The 24,176-nt window shown below is 51.2% G+C and carries 23 protein-coding genes; 5 read left to right on the top strand and 18 right to left on the bottom strand.

The window, feature by feature from the left end:
- Nucleotides 1-3 precede the first annotated feature (3 nt).
- The 15 genes from rnhB to rpsB form a co-directional block, all read right to left on the bottom strand.
- Nucleotides 4-579: a ribonuclease HII gene (gene rnhB / locus FCL42_RS18515; protein WP_136864922.1), complete on the bottom strand. Its 576-nt coding sequence runs from the start codon at nt 577-579 to the stop codon at nt 4-6.
- Nucleotides 576-1,745 carry a lipid-A-disaccharide synthase gene (gene lpxB / locus FCL42_RS18510; RefSeq protein WP_136864921.1) on the bottom strand — a complete coding sequence of 390 codons (1,170 nt, stop codon included), beginning with the start codon at nt 1,743-1,745 and terminating at the stop codon, nt 576-578. Before lpxB ends, rnhB begins: the two co-directional genes overlap by 4 nt.
- Before the next feature lie 113 nt (nt 1,746-1,858).
- Entirely contained in the window at nt 1,859-2,629 is a 771-nt protein-coding gene (gene lpxA, locus FCL42_RS18505) for an acyl-ACP--UDP-N-acetylglucosamine O-acyltransferase (RefSeq protein ID WP_136864920.1), read from the bottom strand.
- A gap of 1 nt (nt 2,630) precedes the next feature.
- The gene (fabZ, locus tag FCL42_RS18500; protein ID WP_136864919.1) at nt 2,631-3,083 is read right to left on the bottom strand and encodes a 3-hydroxyacyl-ACP dehydratase FabZ; all 453 of its coding nucleotides are present in this window, start codon (nt 3,081-3,083) and stop codon (nt 2,631-2,633) included.
- 18 nt (nt 3,084-3,101) lie between these two features.
- Complete coding sequence (gene lpxD / locus FCL42_RS18495; RefSeq protein ID WP_136864918.1) at nt 3,102-4,130, bottom strand: UDP-3-O-(3-hydroxymyristoyl)glucosamine N-acyltransferase; 1,029 nt, start codon at nt 4,128-4,130, stop codon at nt 3,102-3,104.
- Between the two features lie 4 nt (nt 4,131-4,134).
- On the bottom strand, nt 4,135-4,605 hold the full coding sequence (locus FCL42_RS18490) for an OmpH family outer membrane protein (protein ID WP_136864977.1): 471 nt from the start codon (nt 4,603-4,605) through the stop codon (nt 4,135-4,137).
- Between the two features lie 74 nt (nt 4,606-4,679).
- A complete protein-coding gene (bamA, locus tag FCL42_RS18485) occupies nt 4,680-7,169 on the bottom strand; it encodes an outer membrane protein assembly factor BamA (protein WP_136864917.1) in 2,490 nt (829 codons plus the stop codon).
- Nucleotides 7,170-7,197: 28 nt separating this feature from the next.
- Nucleotides 7,198-8,550, bottom strand: coding sequence for a sigma E protease regulator RseP (gene rseP, locus FCL42_RS18480; protein WP_136864916.1), 1,353 nt, complete (start codon nt 8,548-8,550; stop codon nt 7,198-7,200).
- Nucleotides 8,550-9,740 (bottom strand): 1-deoxy-D-xylulose-5-phosphate reductoisomerase, encoded by a 1,191-nt coding sequence (gene ispC / locus FCL42_RS18475; RefSeq protein ID WP_136864915.1) that lies wholly within the window; start codon nt 9,738-9,740, stop codon nt 8,550-8,552. The genes rseP and ispC overlap by 1 nt, the downstream gene beginning before the upstream one ends.
- 2 nt (nt 9,741-9,742) lie before the next feature.
- Nucleotides 9,743-10,597 carry a phosphatidate cytidylyltransferase gene (locus FCL42_RS18470; protein ID WP_136864914.1) on the bottom strand — a complete coding sequence of 285 codons (855 nt, stop codon included), beginning with the start codon at nt 10,595-10,597 and terminating at the stop codon, nt 9,743-9,745.
- A 42-nt stretch (nt 10,598-10,639) separates the two neighbouring features.
- Nucleotides 10,640-11,386: a polyprenyl diphosphate synthase gene (gene uppS / locus FCL42_RS18465; protein WP_136864913.1), complete on the bottom strand. Its 747-nt coding sequence runs from the start codon at nt 11,384-11,386 to the stop codon at nt 10,640-10,642.
- A gap of 91 nt (nt 11,387-11,477) precedes the next feature.
- Nucleotides 11,478-12,035: a ribosome recycling factor gene (gene frr / locus FCL42_RS18460; protein ID WP_136864912.1), complete on the bottom strand. Its 558-nt coding sequence runs from the start codon at nt 12,033-12,035 to the stop codon at nt 11,478-11,480.
- A 48-nt stretch (nt 12,036-12,083) separates the two neighbouring features.
- Nucleotides 12,084-12,815: a UMP kinase gene (gene pyrH / locus FCL42_RS18455; protein ID WP_136864911.1), complete on the bottom strand. Its 732-nt coding sequence runs from the start codon at nt 12,813-12,815 to the stop codon at nt 12,084-12,086.
- A gap of 69 nt (nt 12,816-12,884) precedes the next feature.
- Nucleotides 12,885-13,760, bottom strand: coding sequence for a translation elongation factor Ts (gene tsf, locus FCL42_RS18450; protein ID WP_136864910.1), 876 nt, complete (start codon nt 13,758-13,760; stop codon nt 12,885-12,887).
- Between the two features lie 118 nt (nt 13,761-13,878).
- Entirely contained in the window at nt 13,879-14,607 is a 729-nt protein-coding gene (gene rpsB, locus FCL42_RS18445) for a 30S ribosomal protein S2 (protein ID WP_136864909.1), read from the bottom strand.
- A gap of 271 nt (nt 14,608-14,878) precedes the next feature.
- Here rpsB and map point away from each other — a divergent pair, with 271 nt between their 5' ends.
- From map to FCL42_RS18425, 4 genes are all read left to right on the top strand, one after another.
- Entirely contained in the window at nt 14,879-15,667 is a 789-nt protein-coding gene (gene map, locus FCL42_RS18440) for a type I methionyl aminopeptidase (protein ID WP_136864908.1), read from the top strand.
- Nucleotides 15,668-15,717: 50 nt separating this feature from the next.
- Nucleotides 15,718-18,303 carry a [protein-PII] uridylyltransferase gene (glnD, locus tag FCL42_RS18435; protein ID WP_136864907.1) on the top strand — a complete coding sequence of 862 codons (2,586 nt, stop codon included), beginning with the start codon at nt 15,718-15,720 and terminating at the stop codon, nt 18,301-18,303.
- Nucleotides 18,304-18,322: 19 nt separating this feature from the next.
- Complete coding sequence (gene dapD / locus FCL42_RS18430) at nt 18,323-19,147, top strand: 2,3,4,5-tetrahydropyridine-2,6-dicarboxylate N-succinyltransferase (RefSeq protein WP_136864906.1); 825 nt, start codon at nt 18,323-18,325, stop codon at nt 19,145-19,147.
- 217 nt (nt 19,148-19,364) lie between these two features.
- Nucleotides 19,365-19,703: a DUF3718 domain-containing protein gene (locus FCL42_RS18425; protein WP_136864905.1), complete on the top strand. Its 339-nt coding sequence runs from the start codon at nt 19,365-19,367 to the stop codon at nt 19,701-19,703.
- A gap of 8 nt (nt 19,704-19,711) precedes the next feature.
- On the opposite strand, the gene FCL42_RS18420 is transcribed toward FCL42_RS18425, so the two are convergent.
- From FCL42_RS18420 to truC, 3 genes are all read right to left on the bottom strand, one after another.
- Entirely contained in the window at nt 19,712-21,133 is a 1,422-nt protein-coding gene (locus FCL42_RS18420; RefSeq protein ID WP_136864904.1) for a PTS transporter subunit EIIC, read from the bottom strand.
- 4 nt (nt 21,134-21,137) lie between these two features.
- Complete coding sequence (locus FCL42_RS18415) at nt 21,138-21,608, bottom strand: flavodoxin (protein WP_136864903.1); 471 nt, start codon at nt 21,606-21,608, stop codon at nt 21,138-21,140.
- A gap of 217 nt (nt 21,609-21,825) precedes the next feature.
- Nucleotides 21,826-22,587 carry a tRNA pseudouridine(65) synthase TruC gene (gene truC / locus FCL42_RS18410; protein WP_136864902.1) on the bottom strand — a complete coding sequence of 254 codons (762 nt, stop codon included), beginning with the start codon at nt 22,585-22,587 and terminating at the stop codon, nt 21,826-21,828.
- A gap of 467 nt (nt 22,588-23,054) precedes the next feature.
- Here truC and FCL42_RS18405 point away from each other — a divergent pair, with 467 nt between their 5' ends.
- Entirely contained in the window at nt 23,055-23,990 is a 936-nt protein-coding gene (locus tag FCL42_RS18405) for a DUF5692 family protein (protein WP_136864901.1), read from the top strand.
- Nucleotides 23,991-24,176 lie beyond the last annotated feature (186 nt).

Here is a 24,176-nt window from a genome sequence, read left to right as displayed (position 1 = left end):
GGATTACTCCAACCCCAGTGCGCGGCGCACCGGTCTGAAACTGGTTCTATGATGTGGGGTGGCGCCAAGTTTTGCTAGCTGCTCTAGGTGCACCTTGGTTGGGTAGCCTTTGTGCTGGGCAAAGCCGTAATCGGGAAATTGAGCATCCAACTCCAACATCTCTCGGTCGCGAACCACTTTAGCCAAAATTGAGGCGGCACTGATGGCGGGCTCTTTGTCGTCGCCCTTGACCAGCGCTTCCGCGGCTAAGCCGCCAAAGTCTGGGCAGCGATTTCCATCTACCCTCACTAAGGTTGGCGTCACGTTTAGGCCAGCCACGGCGCGCTGCATCGCCAACATGGTGGCATGGAGGATATTCAGTTCATCAATCTCTGCCACACTGGCGCGGCCAACATGCCAAGCCAAGGCTTTCTCTTGAATCTCCACAAACAGGGCTTCGCGCTTTTTCTCAGACAGCTTTTTAGAATCGCGCAGCCCCTCAATGGGGTTGTCGGGATCCAAAATCACAGCGGCGGTGACCACATCACCAACCAATGGGCCGCGGCCCACCTCATCAACGCCTGCAATCATCTCAATCATGAGTTCACTCCAATCAGCTCCAGCACGGCTTTCGCTGCTTGCTTGGAGGCATCCAGACGCAGCTCTTGGTGCATCTGGGTAAAGGTATTAATCAATTCACTGTTGTCACTCTCTAGGAAGTGACTCACCTGAGTAATCAGGTTGTCTGCGGTGCACTCATCTTGAATGAGCTCTGGCACCAGATCTCGACCCGCCAATAGGTTTGGCAAGCTGTAACGGCTGATGGTCATCAACCGTTTGGCGATACGATAGGTTAGCGGCGCCAACTTGTACGCCACCACCATTGGACGCTTCACCAGCATCGCCTCCAGCGTCGCGGTGCCCGATGCCAGCATAATCACGTCACTGGCGGCCATCACAGTGCGAGACTGACCATCCACTAGGGTCAGCTCTAGCTCTGGGGCCAATTCTGATTTAATGGTTTCAAACTGCTGCCGGCGGGCTTGGTTAGCCAGTGGCACCACAATTTCCAGCTCAGGGAAGCGCCGTTTGAGGCCTTCGGCGGTTTTCAGAAATTCGGGGGACAGTCGCCCCATCTCACCGCCGCGACTTCCTGGCAGCAGCGCCAGTACTTGATGCCCTTGGGCAATACTCAGCGCCTCTCTCGCTTCAGCTTGGGGACTTTGCAGTGGCACCTCATCGGCAAGGGTATGGCCAACAAAGTGACAAGGCACCTGATGCTCATCGTAAAAGGCTTTCTCAAATGGCAGCAGTGACAACACCAGATTGGTGGCTTTGGCAATCTTGAAGATACGTTTAGGGCGCCATGCCCACACCGACGGGCTGACGTAGTGCACCGTAGGAATGCCTTTGGCCTTTAACGGTGCTTCAACTCGCAGGTTAAAGTCTGGAGCGTCGATACCGATGTAGAGATCCGGCTTTCGCTCACTCAAGGTGGCAACCAGATTGCGTTTAATGCTCAGGATTTTTGGCAAATTCCCCAGCACTTCCACCAATCCCATCACCGCTAACTCTTCCATATCGGCTAGGTTTTCCATGCCGATGGCCTGCATTTTGGGGCCACCGATGCCGATGAACTCGACATTTGGATGTTGCTTTACGATGGCGACCATCAAGCCGGCACCTAAGATATCGCCAGAAAGCTCTCCAGCGACAATGGCTATGGTTAGGGGGGTGGTTGAGATTTGGGTGCTTTGGGTAGCCATGACAGTGTCAATTTGAGGAGTTAGGGGAACAGGGTGTCGCCGCAATCAAAGAGACAATAACGGCGTAAACCGGTGCCACCGCCTCAAATGGCTGTGGCACCGACTCGGCATCGTTAGCGCACGATGCCACGGCTGGACTGCTCAACAAAGTCTGCCAAGAAAGCCACTTCGTCATGCTCTTCAGCCAACTCACGCAGTTGCGGCAGCGCTTCCACAGTGGTCAAGCTGCTGCGATACAACAGCTTATAGGCTTTGCGAATCGCCGACACCGCTTCTTTGCTGAAACCACGACGCTTCAAGCCTTCACTGTTGATACCACGAGGCACCGCGCTCTGGCCAGAGGCCATCACGTACGGAGGCACATCTTGCAGCACCAATGAACAACCGGCAGTAAAGGCATGGGCACCAATTTTTACGAACTGGTGTACGCCGGTCATGCCACCCAAAATGGCGTGGTCGCCAACGTGAACGTGACCCGCAATAGAAGCGTTGTTGGCCAGAATGACGTTGTCACCCACCACACAATCGTGAGCCACGTGGGTGTATGCCATAAACAGGTTACCAGAGCCGATCTTGGTCAGACCCTCGTCCTGTATGGTGCCACGGTGCACGGTGCAACACTCACGGAATACGTTGTTGTCACCAATCTCTAAGCGAGTGGCTTCACCAGCGTATTTCTTATCCTGACACTCCTCACCGATGGAGGAGAACTGGAAGAACTTGTTGCCAGAACCAATGGTTGTCGGCCCTTTAATCACAACGTTGGACCCAATCCAGTTGTTATCACCGATCACCACACCTGCACCGATGACGCTGAATGGGCCAATGGTCACATTCTCACCGATAACGGCGTCGGGATGAACTATCGCCTGAGAATCGATCACGTTATTTTGCCTCTCTTTTGGCACACATCAGATCGGCAGAACAAACCACTTTGCCGTCCACTTTGGCATGCGCTTTATAAAATCCAATACCGCGACGATCTTTGATGAACTCCACATGAAGATCCAAAGTATCACCGGGTACCACCTGCTGCTTGAAGCGGGCATTATCCACACCAGCAAACAGGTACAGTTCGTTTTCCTTCTTACCAAAGGTCTTAAACGCCAGAATGGCCGACGCTTGGGCCAAGGCTTCCAGAATCAGTACACCCGGCATAATCGGGGCAGCTGGGAAGTGCCCTGGGAAGAAGGGTTCGTTGTAGGTGACGTTCTTGCGAGCATGCAGTACCTCACCAGGGGTGTAGTCCAGTACCCGGTCAACCAGCATAAAAGGGTGGCGGTGGGGAAGGTGTTGGAGGATCTCATTGACCTCCATAGTATTTAGTTGCTCAGACAAGGTAGTCTCCAAATCAAATCACTTACTTTTCGGATCTGGCAGTTGCTTTTCCAACGCCTTTAGGCGTCGCGCCATATCGTCCAATTGACGCATTCTAACAGAGTTACGACGCCAAGACTTGTTGTCTTCAATTGGCGAGCCTGAGGAGTAAACCCCAGCTTTCAAGCCTTTAGTCACTCGGCTCATGCCGGTAACCTGAACGCCGTCGTCCAACTCGATGTGTCCAGCAATGGCGGTGTTACCACCAATGACGCAGTACTTACCGATTTTGGTGCTACCTGCAATTACCGTGGCGCCAGCAATGGCACTGTTGGCACCAATGATGTCGTTGTGGGCAATTTGGCACAGGTTATCGATGATAACCCCATCTTCGATAATGGTGTCGTCGATGGCACCTCGGTCTATGGAGGTGTTTGCACCAATCTCGACTCGGTTGCCGACGATAACGCTGCCAATCTGAGGGATCTTAATCCAAGTGCCTCGCTCATTGGCATAGCCAAAGCCATCAGAGCCGATCACGGCGCCGGAATGAACGATGCACTGCTCGCCCAGTTCAACTCCGTGGTACAGGGTTACGTTAGCCCAAAGGCGGCTGTTTTTACCAATGCGAGCACCTTGGCCGACAACACTGCCAGCACCAATCTCCACGTGGTCACCGATTACTGCCCCAGCTTCCACTACCACATTGGCACCCAACTTCACGCCCTGTCCCAATTCCGCGGTGTCATCGACCACGGCGCTAGGATGGATCTGACTTGCGGGAGCGGGGGTAATATCGAGCAGTTGGGCAATTTTGGCAAAGCAAACGTAAGGGTTGTCTGCAATGAGGGCGTTTCCGCCGTAGGTTTCGGCATCCGCTGCAGACAAAATCACCGCCCCTGCGGCGGTGTGCTGTAACTGATGGCGGTATTTGCTATTAGCAAGGAATGCGATCTGTTCTGGAGTGGCATTTTCTAAGGTGGCCACGCGGGCCACCTTAGTGTCACCATCCCCTTTCACGGTGGCACCGACGAACTCCGCCAGCTCCGTGAGGGTTTTGTAGGTCATTTAATTAGTTGCCTTTGCTTACTTCTTCAACAACTTTAGCAGAAATATCAGCACTTTCTTTAACGAACACGGCGGCTTGACGCTGAAGAATAACGTCATACTCACCCGCAGCCGCTACCGCTTTGATGGCGGTATCTACTTTAATCAGCAGTTTCTGCTGCTCTTCAGCTTGACGCTTTTTCATGTCTTCCTGCAGTGCTTTACCTTTCAACTGGTAATCTGCATTCAGGCTTTCAAGCTGACGGCTCAGTTCTGTTTTCTGATCGTCGGTCATCAATAGCGCGTCTTTTTGCTGCTTTTCAGCCAGAGACTTCAGCTCAGTTTCGATTTTACGTACCGCTGCAACGCGCTCAGAGAACTCGTTTTGCAGGCCTTGCATCATCGCCTCAGCTTGAGGCAGTTGAGACATTACCGCACGCATATCAACCACACCAATCTTCTCTGCCCAAGCGGAAGGCGCCATTGCTGCCATCATCAACGCTACGGTTATTAACTTCTTCAAGTGTCTATCCTCTATTTTTTTAATAGCCAATCGTTTTGGTTATTGATTTAGAAAGTACGTCCGATATTGAAGGAGAACACTTCACTTTCGTCTCCATCATATTTCTTAAGTGGTTTCGCTAGGCTAAATACCATAGGGCCCATAGGCGAAACCCACTGAACCGACAAGCCAGCCGAAGCTCGGATCCGCATCGGGTCACTGTAATCCTGAATCTTATCAAACTCAGTCTGTGGCAGTGTCCGATAGCTGTCGTAATCAAACTCAGTGTCCCAAACGTTACCGGCGTCCACAAACAGGCTGGTTCGTACCGAGTTCTTGTACGACTCATCCAAGAATGGGGTCGGTACGATCAACTCTGCACTGATGGTCGCAATACCATTACCACCAATGGAACTACCAGTATCGATGGCTACCGTATCAGGGTTCCCAGGCAGATTACAATTCCCAAAGCCACCATTTGGATCTGGAATACAAGGCGTACCGTCACCGGTCAGGTAGAATGCTCGAGGGCCAACGGAGTTGGTTTTGAAGCCACGCAGCACGGTGGAACCACCGGCGTAGAAGTTCTCCCAGAACGGCAACACGTTCTCTTGACCTTTGTAGTCACCATAGCCATTACCATAACCTAACTTACCTCGAGTCAAGAACACCCAATTATGGTTGCGATCAAACGGGTAGTAGTAGCTGGTATCGAAACTGGCCTTAAAGTACTGGATGTCAGAACCTGGTACCGTGGCTTTCAGGTACAACTTCTGATTGTTACCCGCAGTTGGGAACATGCCTCGGTTCAAAGTGCTTCGAGTCCAGTTGGCGCTCAGCTCAAAGTTATCAAAGGCAATTTTACTGCCAGAGTTGGTTGGGTCGCCATAAATGCTGTAGAAGGTGATCACCTGCTGGTATGGAGACACTTCCGACAGTTCGTTATGACGGTAGGAGATGCCCAGACCCAAGCGGTTGTATTCATTCACCGGCCAAGACATATCAAAACCAATACCATAAGAGTTGTTCTTATAGGACTCTAGGTAATATTCGTCTGCATCAAACTCGGACCAGTAGATGTTACCACCGGCACTCACCCCGTCTTTGGTGAAGTAGGGGTCACGATAGGAAAGGTTGACGTCTTTCTGATATGAGTTGTTGTTCAGATTGATACCAACACTGTTACCCGTACCCAAGAAGTTATTCTGGGTTACGCCAAGCTGTAAGCTCAACTGGCTTTCGGTGCCGTAGCCCACACCAAAGTTGAATGAACCCGATGGCTGCTCTTTCACTTTGAACGCCACATCGACCAGATCATCACTGCCCGGTACTGGCGTGGTTTCAGACTCAACGGTTTCAAAGAAGCCTAGGCGGTTCAAACGCTCTTTAGACAGCTCGACAGAACGACTGTTTAGCCATGCCCCTTCCATCTGACGCATCTCACGACGCAGAACTTCATCTTTGGTAACGGTGTTGCCTTCGAAGCCGATGTTACGCACATAGATGCGCTTACCCGGATCGATATTGATGTTTAGAGTAACCTGCTTGTTTTCTTCATCGATCTCAGGATAGGTGCTTACCCGTGGGTAGGCGTAACCATAACGACCAAGGAACTTGCCCAGCAACTCTTCGGTAAAGGTCACTTCACCGCCGTTGTACATCTCGCCATCTTCGATCGGTACCAGCGTTTCCAACGTCTCCTCTTTACCCAGAAGATCGCCAGTTAGGTTGACGCCTTTGACGGTGTACTGCTCGCCTTCATCGACGTTGATGGTAACGTACAGCCCGGTCTTATCTGGAGTCATGGCCACCTGAGTGGATTCCACCTTAAACTTCAGGTAACCGCGATCGTTGTAATAGGAGGTTAGCGACTCAAGGTCACCTTCTAGCGTCTGCTTTTGGTAGCGGCGCTGACCAAAGAAATCCCACCAAGCAACATAGTCGGTTAACTCCAGCAGTTCGATGAGCTCTTCATCAGAAAACACGGTGTTGCCAACAATGTTGATCTGGTGAATTTCCGCGGCATCACCCTCGGTGAACTTCAGCTTCAATTCAACGCGGTTACGAGGCAGGTTAACCACCTGAGCCTCCACCTTAGCGTTGTACTTACCAACGCTGTAATAGAAGTCTTGCAAGCCGGTTTCAATTTCGGTCAACAGAGTTCTATCAAGGGGTTCGCCGGTCTTAATGCTAGATGCATCCAAACTCTCTTGCAGTTGCTCATCTTCAATATCTTTGTTGCCATCAAAGACAATGCTGCTAATGGTTGGACGCTCTTTGACCTTAACAATCAGTGTGTCGCCTTCGCGAAGCACTTCAATATTTTCAAAGTTGTCAGAAGCGTAAAGAGATTTAATCGCACGCTGCAGGCTTACGGAATCCACCTGATCGCCGACCTTAATAGGCAAGTTCAGTAGCGCTGCCCCCAGCGCCACTCGCTGCAATCCATCCACTTTAATGTCATCCACTACGAATGCATCAAAGCCCGCAGCTTGCCCTTGTGCCGATACGGCTGCACCGATGAAGACCATCGATGCCATAACTTTATTCAGTCTCATAGACGAAGATTCTTATTATTCCTTGGGCCTACAGTCGCGCTACGTCATTGACGATAGCAATTATCATCAGCATCAACACCAAGGCCGAGCCAATGCGATAACCAAAATCTTGAATACGTTCTGGTACCGGCTTTCCGGTGATTAACTCCACCGTAAAGTACATCAAATGCCCGCCATCCAATACAGGTAGAGGCAAAAGATTGATAATTCCGAGGTTGACGCTGATCAGAGCCAAAAAGCCCAGAAAATACACCAAACCAAATCCTGCGGTGCTCCCCGCTCCTTGAGCGATGGAGATAGGACCACTTAGGTTACTGACCGAAAGGTCACCAGTAAACAGCTTGCCGATAGTTTTTACTGTTAACTCCATGAGTTGCCAGGTTCGGCTTAGCGCAGGTCCAACCGCATCGATAGGGCCATATTGCAGGTCTATACGATACTTATCTGGATAGGCTTCCATCAATGGCGCAATGCCGACCTGCCCAACGGTTTCACCCGAAGCATTTTCGCCAGGTTTCGGGGTGACGTCGATATCTAGGCTATTAAAGTCGCGCTGAACCGTAAATACCATCGGCTTGTTGGCACTGGCTTCCACCTGAGCTACGAGTGATTCCCAGCTGTGATATGGCTTACCATCAATGGCAATGAGCTTATCGCCCGCCAGAAGACCGGCCTTAGCTGCTGCACCGCCCTCAATCACCTGAGCCAGCTCATTGGTGATCGCCGGGCGCCAAGGCTGGATGCCAAGGCTGACAAACAGCGCTTCTTTATCCGGTTCTACCTGCCACTGGTTCAGGTCCAATTGAAGCGTTTGTGTCTGGCCCGAAGGCGTTTGCAAAGTCAGCGACATCGACTCATTGCCGATGTACTCCACCATCGACAGGTTTACCGCTTCCCAATCCTGAGTGCGGCGATCGCCCACGTGGGTGATAATGCTCTTAGGCTCCACCTGTGCCGACGATACCACGGAGTTGGGAAGAATCTCGCCAATCACCGGTTTGGCGGATGGCACGCCCATCAAAAACATCAGATAGAAGGCAAAGATAGCGAACAGGAAGTTAGCGATAGGACCAGCTGCGACGATAGCAATACGTTGCCACACGCTTTTGTTGTTAAACGCCTGGTTAGCCAACTGCGGCGGCACATCGTCCACTCGGCCATCCAGCATCTTAACGTATCCACCTAAAGGGATAAGCGCTAAGGTGTATTCCGTTCCCTGTTTGTCTTTGCGACTCCACAGGGTTTTACCAAAGCCAATGGAAAACTTTTCCACCTTGACGCCACAGCGTCTGGCCACCCAGAAGTGGCCATATTCGTGGATAGTTATCAGAATCCCAAGTGCAACAACGAACGCACCCAGACTCCATAAAAATTGCAGCATTATGCTCCCCTAGCAATCCAGCCATCGGCCAAGGCACGAGCTTGCTTGTCCAGTTCTGCCAACGCCGCCAACTCCGTCTGTGGAGCCAACTCAGCGCGTTCTAAGCAGAAGCGGTTCACCCGTGCGATATCCGTAAATCGTATCTGTCCCTTGAGAAATGCCGCTACAGCTTGCTCGTTGGCCGCGTTCACCACAGTGGTTGCTTCCTGTCCCTGATTGCAGGCTTCAATTGCCAACTGTAGGCAGGGGTAACGAGCAAAATCTGGCGCTTCAAAGGTTAATTGTCCGACCTTGAGGAAATCCAAAGGTTCCACACCAGAGTGAATTCGATTGGGGTAACTCATGCAGTGGGCAATGGGCGTTCGCATGTCTGGCTGCCCCATTTGAGCCAAAACCGAACCGTCATGGTACTGAACCATAGAGTGAATCACGCTCTGCGGGTGAATCACCACTTGAATCTGCTCGGGAGCCGCATTAAATAACCAGCGAGCCTCGATGTACTCCAACCCTTTGTTCATCATGGTGGCGGAATCGACCGAGATTTTCTGACCCATGCTCCAATTAGGGTGAGCGCAGGCCTCGGCAGGGGTGATCTGGTCAAATGTGTTTAAGTCTCGAGTACGAAACGGACCGCCAGAGCCGGTCAGCAGCAAGTGAGACACACCATTAGCAGCCAGATTGCAGTGCCCAAGGCTTGCCTGAACCGCGTCAGGCAGGCTCTGGAAAATGGCATTATGTTCACTATCCACCGGAAGCAGAGTGGCTCCGTGTTCGGTGACCGCATCCATAAAGATGCGCCCAGACACCACCAGCGCCTCTTTGTTGGCCAGTAAAATACGTTTACCTTTACGAACTGCAGCCAGGGTCGAATTCAACCCTGCGGCGCCAACAATGGCCGCCATCACGGTATCTACTTCCGGCATTTCGGCCACATCAATCAAGGCGGCCTCACCGGCTAAGACTTGAGTGTTCACCTTTCCAGCCAAAGCGGCTTCAAGCTGTTTAGCAGCCTGCTCGTCTACCATCACCGCCACCTGGGGCGAAAACTTGGTACAGATATCAACCATCGCCTGCCAGTTACTGTGGGCAGTAACGGCAACCACCTGATAGTGCTCAGGGTGACGATGGGCAACATCCAGAGTACTGGAACCAATAGAGCCAGTCGCTCCAAACAACGCCAGTCGCTGCATAGTTAGATCCACCAATAAAGGTAAAGCAGAGCAAATACCGGCATCGCAGCGGTAATGCTATCAATTCGGTCTAAAATTCCGCCGTGCCCTGGCAGCAAGCTTCCAGAGTCTTTAATTTTGGCACAGCGCTTAAACATGCTCTCAGAAAGGTCACCCAATGCCGAAGAGAGGGCGGTAATAAGCACCACGGCAATCACGACGGCTAGACCATTATTCGGCAGGTAATGCCAACCGGCAACGCCCAGTGCCGCGCACACCAAAAGTCCGCCCCCCAGACCTTCAAGGGTCTTGCCTGGGCTAACATTAGGCATCATCTTGTGCTTTCCAAAGGCTTTACCAAAGAAGTACGCGCCGGTATCGGCTCCCCAAACGATTAGGAAAACAGAGAGCACTAAGGCCGCACCGCTGATGCCTTTACCTTCAGGGAAGCTATGCAGCACTACCATAGCGACAAAAGCAGGGATCAAAGTGAGTTGGCCAAAGACCGCCTTTAACATCTGATTTTGTCGCCATATTGACTGGCTTTTCGGGTAAGTAATCACCAAACCCAGCGCCACGGCCCACCACACAGCGCCGACCTGCAGAATGCCCTTAGCGAGAGGGTGAAGTTGGCCTTGATGCCAAAGCGTATCGATGGGAAGAATGAATCCTAGTGCGGCAATAAGAGCACCAATGGAGAGGGTAAAACTGAAAGACACCAGAGGCTGATTAGGCTGAATAAAGCTGCCCCATTCTCGCGCGGCCAATAACATCACTCCTGCAATCACTGCTGCGAAGCCCAAAGGCGGCAACAAAAAAATGGCAGCCAAGGCTGCGGGAAGGAGTAAGACGGCAGTTAAAACTCGTTGCTTAAGCAAAAAAAAAGCCTCTAGTTAGTGTTCGTTATTATTTTGTGTCGGTTAGGACTCAACTTGTGCACTGGTTTGGCCAAAACGACGCTGGCGACTGCAAAACTCGGTCACGCAGTGACTGAATGCCTCTGGACCAAAATCGGGCCACAGCACGGAGCTGAATACCAGCTCAGCATAAGCCGCTTGCCACAGCACAAAGTTACTGATGCGCTGTTCGCCACCAGTTCGAATGAGTAGATCAACCTCCGGTTGATCGGACATGGTCAATAGCTGAGTGACGCTTTGCTCGTCAATCTGCTCAATGTCCATCTGCCCAGACTTTACTGCCTGAGCCACCTGCTGACAGGCTTGGACCATATCCCAACGACCGCCATAATTAGCAGCGACATTTAGGACAAGGCCTTGGCAATCTTTGGTTTGTTGTTGTGCTTTTTCGATACGAGATTGCAATTTCGGACTAAAACCTGAAACGTCACCAATGACTCGCAATTGCACATCATTGCTTTGTAGCAATTTTACTTCACGGGACAACACTGTCATAAACAGTCGCATTAACAATGCGACCTCCCGCTCGGGGCGGCGCCAGTTTTCACTGGAAAATGCGAACAGCGTCAATACCTCAATCCCTTGCTCTCGGCAAAATGCCACAGCCTCACGAACCGACTTTACGCCAGCACGGTGACCAGACACTCGTGGTTTGCCCTTTGACTCTGCCCAGCGGCCATTACCATCCATGATGATAGCAACGTGCTTTGGTAGCACTGAGGTCGGTGGTAGATCCAATAGCTCGGACATAGAGGTAACTTTTCCCACTTCTTAAAAATTAAAAACGCCGCGTAGTATATCTAAACGCGGCGTTGTTTCACTAGCAAACTAAGGCGTTTGCTTAGATCTCCATCAGCTCGGCTTCTTTTTCTGCCAGCACAACGTCAACCGCTTTAACGTACTTGTCGGTGATCTTCTGGATCTCATCTTCGCCCTTGCGAGCGTCGTCTTCACCAATCTCTTTCTCTTTCTCAAGGTCTTTGATGTCAGAGTTAGCGTCACGGCGAATGTTGCGAATCGCCACTTTACCGTTTTCCGCTTCACCGCGCACTACCTTAACCAAATCGCGACGACGCTCTTCGGTCAGTGGTGGCAGAGGAATGCGGATGGTCGCACCGGCAGAGTTAGGGTTCAGACCCAGATCTGACGCCATGATCGCTTTCTCAACGGCTTGGATCATGGTGCGGTCAAATACAGTTACCGCCAGAGTACGTGAATCTTCAGTCGAAATGTTAGCGACCTGCTTCAGCGGTGTGTCAGCGCCGTAGTAAGAAACCACGATGGTGTCCAGCAGACTTGGGTGTGCGCGTCCAGTACGAACCTTAGCCATCTGGCTACGGCACGCTTCTACGCTTTTTTGCATACGCGCTTCGGCGTCGTTTTTAATATCGTTAATCACGGTGAACTTCCTTACGGTGTCAACTCAATTCAATCGAATTCGATTAATTTACAACTCGTTGGTGATCAGGGTGCCGTTGGCTTCGCCCATCACCGCCCGGCGCAATGCACCAGGTTCATTCATGTTAAAGACCATCAATGGCAGATTATGATCGCGGGCCAAAGTAAAGGCCGACAAATCCATCACTTTCAGTTCTTTTTCAAGAACTTCATTGTAGGTGATTTTATCATACTTCACGGCGTCCGGATTGGTAACCGGGTCATCGGAATAAACCCCATCCACTTTGGTTCCCTTTAGTACCACATCGGCTTCAATTTCGATACCGCGCAGGCAGCACGCCGAATCCGTAGTGAAGAATGGGTTACCGGTACCCGCAGAGAAGATCACCACTCGGCCCTGTTTCAACAGGCTGATGGCTTCCGCCCAGTTGTAGTTATCACACACGCCATTTAGTGGGATGGCAGACATCAGTCTGGCGTTCACATACGCACGGTGCAGTGCATCTCGCATGGCCAAACCGTTCATCACGGTGGCTAACATGCCCATGTGGTCGCCCACTACGCGGTTCATGCCGGCTTTTGCCAGCCCTTCGCCACGGAATAAGTTACCGCCACCAATTACCAATCCAACTTGGATACCCAGCTCTACCAGTTCTTTGATCTCTTGGGCCATACGGTCCAGTACTTTGGCGTCAATGCCGAAGCCCTCTTCACCTTGAAGAGCTTCACCACTGAGTTTCAATAGAATGCGACGAAATGCAGGTTTTGGATTGGTGCTCATATTTTCTCTATCCTGAATGCTAAAAGACCGCGACGAGAGCCGCGGTCTGTATCAAAGGTTATCTAAGGCTTAAGCCTTTTTAGCTGCTGCGATTTGAGCTGCAACTTCAGCTGCGAAATCTTCCTCAGCTTTCTCGATACCTTCACCTACTTCCAGACGGATGAAAGTAGCTACGTCAGCGCCAGCGTCTTTCAGCAGCTTGCCAACGTTCATGGATGGGTCTTTAACGAAAGGCTGACCAGTCAGAGAAATCTCACCGGTGAACTTCTTCATACGACCTTCAACCATCTTCTCTGCAATCTCTTGAGGCTTGCCAGAGTTAACAGCGATCTCAACCTGAATAGCACGCTCTTTAGCAACAACTTCAGCGTCTACGTCTTCAGGCTTAACGAACTGTGGGTTAGACGCAGCAACGTGCATTGCGATGTCTTTAGCCAGTTCTTCAGTACCACCAACCAGTGAAGTAACAACACCGATTTTGCCACCGTGGATGTAAGCACCCAGGTTTTCGCCAGGAACCAGAACAACACGACGTACAGCCATGTTCTCACCGATCTTAGCAACCAGGTTAGCACGGGTTTCTTCAACGGTGATGCCGTCTAGGTCAGCAGCGTTCAGAGCGTCAACGGTGGTGATTTTGCCAGCAAGAGCAACTTCAGCAACCTTGTTAGCGAAAGCCAGGAAGCTTTCGTCGCGAGCTACGAAGTCAGTTTCGCAGTTCACTTCAACCAGTGCAGCCAGGCCAGCTTCTTGCTTAACGATGATCACACCTTCAGCAGCGATACGGCCAGCTTTCTTAGCGGCTTTCGCTTGACCAGACTTACGCATGTTCTCGATAGCTTGCTCGATGTCACCGTTGGTTTCTACCAGGGCTTTCTTACAATCCATCATGCCAGCGCCAGTGCGCTCGCGCAGCTCTTTTACCAGGGCAGCGGTAATTGCCATGTCCAATTCCTCTATGACTTGCGTCTAAATGCGTAAAAAAACAGGGGCCACAAAGGCCCCTGTTAACCAATAACTTTTTGGTTAATAAGGGGCGAGTAAACTCACGCCTTATTATGGCTTATTCAGCTTCTACGAAACCGTCTTGCTCAGCTTGAACAGCCAGGTCTTGACCACGGCCTTCAATAACAGCTTCAGCAGCAGCACCGGTGTACAGCTGAATAGCGCGGATAGCATCGTCGTTGCCAGGAACAACGTAGTCGATGTTATCTGGGTTAGAGTTGGTATCAACGATAGCAACAACTGGGATACCCAGGTTGTTAGCTTCTTTAATAGCAATGTGCTCGTGCTCAGCGTCGATTACGAAGATCGCGTCTGGCAGGCCGCCCATGTTCTTGATACCGCCCAGAGATTTCTCCAGCTTAACCATTTCACGAGTACGCATCAGCGCCTCTTTCTTGGTCAGCTTTTCGAAGGTACCGTCTTGGCTCTGAGCTTCCAGATCTTTCAGACGCTTGATGGACTGACGAACGGTTTTCCAGTTGGTCAGCATGCCGCCCAACCAGCGGTGGTCAACGTAGAACTGGTCACATTTCAGAGCAGATTCTTTGATGCTCTGACCAGCAGCGCGCTTAGTACCTACAAACAGGATCTTACCTTTCTTAGAAGCAACGTTGCCCAGGAAAGCCAGAGCGTCGTTCATCATAGGAACGGTAGATTCTAGGTTGATGATGTGTACACGGTTACGAGCACCGAAGATGAAAGGCTTCATCTTTGGGTTCCAGTAACGGGTTTGGTGACCGAAGTGCACACCGGCCTTCAGCATGTCGCGCATGGATACAGTTGCCATGATATTCCTCAATAATGTTTGGGGTTAAGCCTCCACGCATCCCATAATCCGACCCCGAGGGGCACCCCGGACCATGTGCCGATACGTGTGTGGTTTAAATACAAATTAACGATATAATAAGCCCCATTGTTCGCTTGGGAATCGAAAGCCTTAAAGCCACGAGTTCGTTCACGAGACAACGGAGTCGGCGCGCTTTATACCATACTGGCTTACAAAGCTCAACTTTGCGCCCGGTTCTCAGCACACCAAATTCGTATAACAGAGTAGACCAATGACCATTGTAATTAAAACTCCGGAACAGATTGAAAAGATGCGCGTCGCAGGCCGTTTGGCTGCAGAAGTACTTGAGATGATCGGCCCTCACGTAAAGAAGGGCGTGACCACTGAAGAGCTAAACACCATCTGCCACAAACACATCACCGAAGTACAGGACGCCATTCCAGCGCCACTGAATTACAACGGCTTCCCGAAGTCCACCTGCATCTCAGTAAATGAAGTGGTTTGCCACGGCATCCCTTCCCATAAAAAACTGAAAGAGGGAGACATCGTTAACATCGACATCACCGTCATTAAAGATGGCTTCCACGGCGATACCTCCAAGATGTTCATCGTTGGCCAGACGCCACCGCGCAACAAGAAGCTGGTTGAGGTGGCTCAAGAATCCCTGTACGCCGCCATTCGCCAGATTCGCCCTGGCCTGTGCATGAGCGAAATTGGCGCCATCATTCAGCCAATGGCTGAAAAAGAGGGTTTCTCAGTGGTTCGCGACTACTGCGGACACGGCATTGGCGAGAAGTTCCACGAAGAGCCACAGATTGTTCACTATCGCAATCGCGCTCGCCTAGAACTGAAAGCGGGCATGTGCTTTACCATTGAGCCGATGATCAACGCCGGCGATTACCGCTGTAAGCTCAATAAGAAAGACGGCTGGACCGTGACCACCAAAGATGGTGCACCGTCAGCTCAGTGGGAACACACTCTGCTGGTAACCGAGGATGGCGTCGAGGTATTGACCCTTCGCAGCGATGAAACCTTAGAGCGCGTAATCTCTCACAGCTAATTCAAATTGGGGCTCGCTTGGCGAGCCCTTTTATTAGGACAGCATTCGGCATGAAGCCTTCAACTACCCTTCCCTCTCCAGCTGAACTCAAGCAGCAGTTACAACAACATCGACAACAACTGCAACAGCGTTTTATCGATGGTGAAAGCATCGGCGTGTTGTTGGCCGAACGTGCCGGACAGATCGACGCCCTACTTCAACAGCTTTGGCAGCACCTAGCTCTGGGGGAGTGCTCCGCCACATTGGTAGCGGTTGGCGGCTATGGCCGAGGCGAGCTACACCCAAACTCCGACATCGATCTGCTGGTACTGACTGAAGAGCGATGCTCTCAAGAGACCGAAGCCGCACTAGGGCAACTTCTGACCATCTTATGGGACTGCAAATTGGACGTGGGCCATTCAGTTCGAACCGTCGAAGAGACCTTTGAGCAGGCCATGGGTGACATCACCATCGCTACCAACTTGCTGGAATCGAGGCTGGTTTGTGGTGACGCCGCCCTGTATCAACAACTGTTGGCCCGCTTGGACGTCCCTGACTTTTGGCCGCTGGAGCCTTTCTATGTCGCCAAGCGAGACGAACAACGAGCCAGACATCAAAAGTCCTCCGCCTTTGATCTGGAGCCCAACCTCAAATCTTGCCCCGGCGGTTTACGAGACGTACAAACCATCACTTGGGTGGCAATGCGTCACTTCAATGCCTCCTGTTTGGCTGAGTTGGTTTCCCACGACTTCTTGACCAAAGAGGAACTTGAGGAGCTGAATGCCTGTCGCGACTTTTTATGGCGAGTTCGATTCGCCCTGCATCTCACCGCCGGTCGTGCCGAAGACAGATTGCTGTTTGATCACCAGCCCAAGGTGGCGGAACTGTTGGGGTATAAACAAGGCACTCAGTTGCCCGTAGAGCAGATGATGAAACGTTATTACCGCACCATTCGTGCGGTACGAGAGCTGAATCAGATGCTACTGCAACTGTTTAAGCGCAGTGCGCTGCCACAAATGGTCAACGATGACATGGTCGTCGAGCTCGATGACCACTTTGAGAAAGCCGGTCGCTACATCAACGCCAAACACGATGGCGTCTTCGAACAGCCGCAGAACATCCTCACGCTGTTTATTCATGCGGCATCGGATCCAGAAATCACCATCGTGGCTGCCCCCACCCTACGTTTGCTGCGGAACCTTCGCCGCAAATTGAAGCACCCTCTGAGCGATCTGCCGGAGTGCCGACGTCAATTTATGCTGATTCTTCGCCACCCCAACGGCATCAAAGCCCTATCACTGATGCACCGTCATGGGATCATGGCCAGTTACCTTAAGCCGTGGAAAAAGATTGTTGGCCAGATGCAGTTTGATCTGTTCCACGCGTTCACCGTGGACGAACACACCCATCGATTGCTGCAGTTCATTGAGCGCTTTGCCGACCCAGCCCATAAAGAGATCTTCCCTCTTGGTAGCGTGCTTATCGACCAACTTCCGAAAAAGGGATTGCTGGTGCTGGCCGCCATCTTCCACGACATCGCCAAGGGACGAGGTGGTGACCACAGTGAACTGGGCGCAGAAGACACCTTGCAATTTTGCCAGCAGCACGGCCTCAATGACCACGATGGGCGACTAGTCGCCTGGTTGGTACGCAATCACCTCATCATGTCAGTCACCGCTCAGCGGCGAGACATTAACGACCCTGATGTGGTCAAAGCCTTTGCTGAAGTGGTCAGCGACAGCACTCGCCTAAGCTATCTCTACTGCTTGACCGTCGCCGACATCTGCGCCACCAACGACAACCTGTGGAACAACTGGAAAGGCTCCCTGCTGCGCCAGTTGTATCAGAGCACCCGAGGGATGTTACTCAATGGCCTTGAAAAACCAGTGGATACCCGCGCAAAAATCCGCGAAAACCAGAACAAAGCCCTCAGTCTGTTGGCTAAGCAAGGGCTAGACAATGGAAACATCGGCCCCATCTGGGAGCACCTAAGTGCCGATTACTTCCTGCGGTTTAACCCACAGCAGATCAGCATGCACGCCCAAGCGCTGATGGAGCGTTCTGACAACCAGCCCATCATCGAAGTCACCGATCATCAGGTCAGCGGCGGCACTGAGCTGTTTATCTACTGCCCTGACCGGCCGGGCTTATTCGCCGCCATTATGGCGCTACTTGATGGTAAAAACGTCCAAGTGCATGACGCTCAGTTATTCACCACTAAGGATGGCTTTGCCCTCGATAGCCTGATCATCCTAGAGCAGGATGGCAGCCCGGTGAATCACCCATCACGCATCAACAGCATACGTAATAGCCTGATTCGCACCCTGCTGTCCCCTGCACCAACAAAACTGCGCTCACGGCCATTGCCAAGGCGTATGCGACAGTTTAAGGTTCGTACTCAGGTTAATTTCCTCCCCGGTAAGCGTAAACAGGGCTCTATGGTCGAATTATTGACATTAGACTCCCCCGGTTTGCTGGCGCGCGTAGGTCAAGTCGTCGATAGTTGTGGATTAACCATTCACGCCGCCAAGATCACCACCGTCGGTGAGAAAGCGGAAGATCTGTTCCTACTCGCCAACAGCGACGGCACTGCACTATCGGAAAGCCAACAACAGGAATTTAGAACTAACCTGACCCAAGCATTAGATATTGACTAACACTCTGAGGATTCATTCGATGACCGAATTGCAACAACGGATTGAGGCTGCATTTGAACTGCGTGCTGACATTACCCCTGCTAACGCCAACGCCGAGCTTATCGCCGACGTAAAACAGGCGCTAGACATGCTAGATAAAGGGCAGGCCCGTGTTGCTGAAAAGAAAGACGGTAAATGGGTGGTCAATGAGTGGCTGAAAAAGGCGGTGCTATTGTCATTCCGCCTGTTCGACAATCAAGTCATGGATGGTGCAGAAACCCGTTACTTCGACAAAGTACCGATGAAATTTGCCGATTATGACGATGCTCGCTTCCGCGAAGAGAGCATCCGAGTGGTTCCGCCTGCCACCGTTCGTCAAGGCGCCTTTATCGGCAAGAACACCGTACTGATGCCCTCTTACGTTAACCTTGGAGCCTACGTTGATGAAGGTACCATGGTAGACACTTGGGCCACCGTTGGTTCATGCGCTCAAATCGGCAAAAACGTCCACCTGTCCGGCGGTGTTGGTATCGGTGGCGTATTAGAGCCACTGCAAGCAGCCCCAACCATTATCGAAGACAACTGCTTTATCGGTGCACGCTCCGAAGTGGTAGAAGGGGTAATCGTTGAAGAGGGCTCAGTGATCTCTATGGGCGTTTACATCGGCCAGAGCACCCGCATCTACGACCGTGAGACTGGTGAGATTCATTACGGCCGCGTACCAGCAGGCTCCGTAGTGGTATCGGGCACCCTTCCATCCTCCAGTGGCGACTGCAACCTGTACGCCGCAATCATCGTGAAAAAGGTGGATGCAAAGACACGCAGTAAAGTTGGCATCAACGAGCTGCTACGTAGCGCAGAGTAAGCCGCTACACCAGAAAACGGCCGCAGTGCGGCCGTTTTTGTTTCAGCATAGACACATTTAAGCATTTTAAACGCCCGTCGATTCAAGCCTTAGTATTTGAGCTAAACATCCCAAAGCTCAGAGACACACTCTCTAACCCTTTGTTACCTTCCTCTTCGGCAAGCTCCGCCATGCTTATTGACGATCCTTGATCACGTTAGCCACTAAGGACGTCACTATGAAAATGCTCACTACGCTTGCCGTTGCGGCACTGTTTGCCTTCCCTGCTCAAGCGAAATTCACTCCAGCAATGGAACAATCACTAATTGAAACCTGTAAAGCATCGCTCACCAACAGCAAAGTGCAATTTAGGAACGCAATGAGAACTTATCGAGTCAACCCATATCGGGTATTACCCAAGCTAGTTTGTAATGGGGAAGACGTCGCCAGCTTCGCAGAAAGCTATGGTGCAACTAAGATCTCCAGTTACGTGCGAACTCGCTACTATCGAGGACAAGTGTCCATCACCGATATCGCCATGACTCAGCCAAAATACGAAGTGTGGTACACGGAGTAAACTCCCCGCTACACTCGGTCTACGGACGATAAAGACATGATTTCGGCTCTAAGGCGTTCCGCTTTGGGGCCAAAGACCACTTGAACGCCCTTGCCAATCACAACGACCCCTTTCGCCCCAAGGCCAATCAGATGTTGCTGCTGTACCAGTTCCACGTCTTTCACCTTCATCCGCAAACGAGTCAGGCAGGCGTCAATCTCTAACAAGTTCTCTCGACCTCCCAAAGCGGTGACAATTTGACTGGCATTGGTTGGTGAAGTTGGGCGATGGGATGTGCGCCCAGGGGTTGGTAGGTTAAAGCGCATGATGGCAAACCGAAATACCAGAAAATAGATACCGGCATAGAACGGACCTAGAATCCAAAAGAACTGGGTGTTTCGGCTTAAGTGATAGAACAGGGAGAAATCTAATAATCCTTGAGAAAATACCAAGCCATGATGAAACTCAACGTTGATGGCAATCAAGTAGGCCACCCCAGTCAACACCGCATGAAGCAGATACAACAGCGGTGCTACAAACAGAAACGCAAACTCAACCGGCTCGGTTACCCCGGTAATGGCACAGGTTAGCGCTGCCGACAACATCACTCCTGCGGTTTGCCGCTGCTGTTTGGTATCGGCGCTGCGCCACATCGCGAGGGCGGCCGCAGGCAGCCCCCACACCTTGATAAAGTAACCACCAGCCAGATGGCCCGCTGACGGATCTCCGGCGAGAAAGCGCCCAACTTCCCCTTGTATGACCGCACCAGTGTTCGTCGTAAACTGCCCGACCTCATAGAAGAACGGCACATTCCAGATGTGGTGCAGCCCCAGCGGAATCAACAATCGCTCCACCATGCCGTAAACCATCCATGCAAACTTTGGATGTTGGTAGAGTACCCAATGAGAGAACTGCTCAAGGGCCACTTCCATCCAAGGCCACAGCTGAGACAGCAAAGCCCCAAGGGCAATCGCTGCGATAACGTTAACCATAGGAACGAGGCGGCGACCAGAGAAAAACGCCAGCCACTCCGGCAACTCAACTCGATAGAAGCGCCGATACACCAGCGCAGTCAATCCGCCACTGAGCACCCCGCCAATGACGCCCGTATTGAGGGTGTCAAACCCAAGTAGGGCCTGAGTTTCAAAATCATAGGCTTGTGCGAACACCGACATGGTTGCCAACAGCACTCCGTAACCTATCACCGCCGCGATGGCCGCGGAGCCGTCGTGATAACAGAAAGAGAGGGCCAGTGCGATGGCAAACAACATCGGCAGAAGCTGGAAGATGACGGTACCGGTTTGTAACATCACCCCTTGAAGAAGATCAGGAAAGAACTCAAGAGGACTGGTTCCCAGCCCGAGTAGCAAACCAGCGGCTGGCAGTACCGCCACTGGCACCATCAGCGCTTTGCCGATGCGTTGAAGGTTCGGGAACCACTGTTGAGGCATAAAATTATACTTTGGTTGTTTGTTGTTGTAGTTGAGTTAACCAATTCGGAAGCCATTCTAGCGCAACCGGAGCCCCATCAAAATGCTCACAAGCATCGATGGTCAAAAGCGGACACAACTCCTTTGCGCCCAGCTCTTCCAGCAGTTGGCCAAATTGGCGGCCACCACCACAAAAGGTGTCGCCGTAGCTCGAGTCTCCTAAAGCAACCACACCGTACTTTAAGTCAGGCAACATAGGAAATTCGGACTGCAACGACAGAAATAACGGCAAAATGGTATCAGGGAGATCACCGCTGCCGGTGGTGGAAGTGACGACCAACCAAGCGTCGGCCGCCTCAGAGACCAGTGATGTTGCCGTTTGTGCATCACTGATGGATGCTTGATGTCCTGCCTGATCTAATGCCGATTGCAGCTGCTGAGCAACCGCCTCTGCGCCGCCGTAAACGGAGCCAACCACAAGGCTGATTTTCGCCATAAAAACTTACCTGTTAATGACTTGATAAAATCCAAATTCCACCTTACTGTATGCCCCGTAACGGCGCAATACGAACCTCTTGGGAGCCCAAATGCAGTATCGCCAACGCACACGTCGCCAGCACCACAAATTCCATCTAAAGCGTCAGAGAGTCAGGCGTTTAAGCTACTTCAGCTCAGAACATCAGCCGAAAGTGCGTAAAATTATCGGCATCCGTTCAGAGCCCAGCTAGCCCCATCTTCAACACTTGATAGCCAGACTGCTCGGTGGACCATCCAAACTGCTCGAACAGGGTGATCCACTCCTGCTCTAAATCAGTTTCGATAGAGATACGTTCACCACTGACCGGGTGATCAAAACAGAGCGCTTTGGCAATCAACCACAAACGCTGACTCTGATACTGCTCTCGATAAAACTTATTGTGTCGACCGTCACCATGGGTGGTATCACCGATTATCGGATGGCGAAGGTGTGCCATATGCCGCCGAAGTTGATGCTTGCGTCCCGTCAACGGTTTCATGGCCACCAAAGAGTAGCGGCTGGTTTGATAACGGCCCACAGCAAAAGGCAGCTCAACTTGGTGTAACGGCCAATAGTCAGTCACCGCCTCTTGCGGTTCCTTGTCCTGATCCGCCCGTGCATCGGCAATCTTGTCCAACTCCTCTTTCAGCGGATAGTCCAGATGCCCAGCCTCATTCACATACCCTCGCACTAACGCCAAATAATGCTTATCAATTCCTCGTTCAGTAAATTGGGGCTGCATCAATTTGGCGATCTCAGACGACTTTGCAAATACCAAGATGCCTGACGTCGGCCGATCCAGTCGATGCAGCGGGAATACATGACAGCCCACGAGATCGCGCACCATCTGCATGGCAAACTCCGTCTCTCGCTTAGCCAGCCAACTTCGATGCACCAATAATCCGGATGGCTTATGCACCACAACTAGGTGCTCATCTTCAAACAAAATCTTAATCATGAGGTTCCAACAAGGCTCGGGATTGCGGGCGCTAAGGTATCAGATTTTGCGCTTCGGTGCCCCTGTTGAAAGGAATCACTGGCAAAGAGCCTCCCCGAAGAACTCTGCACTGGTTGAAGACGTCGAACCACAACAACTAGAGCAATTACTCTATTCGTTGTAAAAAATGTGATCGGCCACAATAAAAAATAATCCAAACAAGCGTACTTTAAATATGCGGAATCGGATGACCAAATTGAGAGTTTTATAACGCCTGAAAACTTAAATATTATTCGAAGAAACACTTTGGTTTCTTATTTACTTGAAGCACGACACATTGTTATATATTCGATGGGCACACCATTGCGGGTACGCTTGCGCTAAATATGGCTAACTTATTAATTACTCACTATTATCGCGAGTGATTAATTTCTCTCAACCATATTTAAATGATTGCGGCTCATCATTTACAGTTGGAGATAATAGTTATGGGTTTTTTCTATAACGTCCCCGGTATTGAGGGTTGGGCAATCGCATTTGCCGTCTTGGTCGCCCTGATGGCGCTCAATGAGTTTGGCCGTACCACCATGTGGGGTGGCTTACTGCTATTCCTTATTCTTCCCATCGGATTAACCATCTACGTTTGGCCTACCACCGCCGCTCCCGGCAACGAATACGGTACAGGCAACTGGTTTAACTGGGTGAAAACCTATTCTGCTCTCGCTGGTGCGCTGGGCTTCATGGCCATCCGTTACATACCCAGTCTGCAAAAAAATAAGTGGGCGCTCGCGTTCCCAGCCTTTATTCTGGCCTTAAATATTTTTGAAGCCTGCCTTCGAGACTTCCAGGTTTATACTTTTGCAGCCTGGGATGGCGAAGTAATTGACAACCTATGGCTGATGTCCGGCTCTTGGAATATCATGAACGGCATTGCTGGTCTGCTTAATATTATTACCATCTGCGGATGGGCTGGTATTATGATCTCCAAAGATAAATCTAAAGATATGATCTGGCCAGATATGATCTGGGCTTGGATTATCGCTTACGATCTTTGGAACTTTGCTTATACCTACAACTGCATTACCGATCACTCCTTCTACGCCGGCGTGGTTCTATTGCTGTCTTGTACTATCCCAGCCTTCTTTATTAAGAAAGGGGCGTGGCTACAGCACCGCGCGGCCACTCTAGCTCTGTGGATCATGTTTGTTATGTCCGTACCGCAGTTTGTTGATGTGATTGCACCGGTTCCAGCAACTCGCGATCCAAATGCGTTCTTCGCTGCCAGCTTTGTGGCTCTTGTGGCGAACGTGGCACTGTTCGTGTATCAGTTCTACAAAATCCGCAAGCACAAGCTCAACCCGCTTAAAGATGAGATCTTCTCCGATACCAAACCCTACAAATTGGTGGTTGAAGAAAACCGCTAATCTCCTTTAGCTCAGAAAGCAAAAGCCCCTTAGAGTACTAAGGGGCTTTTTTTCAAGAAATGACCCGTCCTGAAATAGGTTTACACATTGGAGACCTATTATGGAAAAGGTAGAGCCCAAGCGACGCAGACGCTCGCAGCGTGATTACCCAATGGCCTTTAAATTATCTGTGGTTGAACAGGTAGA

The sequence above is a fragment of the Ferrimonas aestuarii genome, assembly GCF_005116665.1.
Classification (GTDB): Bacteria; Pseudomonadota; Gammaproteobacteria; order Enterobacterales; family Shewanellaceae; genus Ferrimonas; species Ferrimonas aestuarii.
The sequence above is the reverse complement of the archived record's forward strand: the minus strand, read 5'-3'. Positions and strand labels throughout refer to the sequence as shown.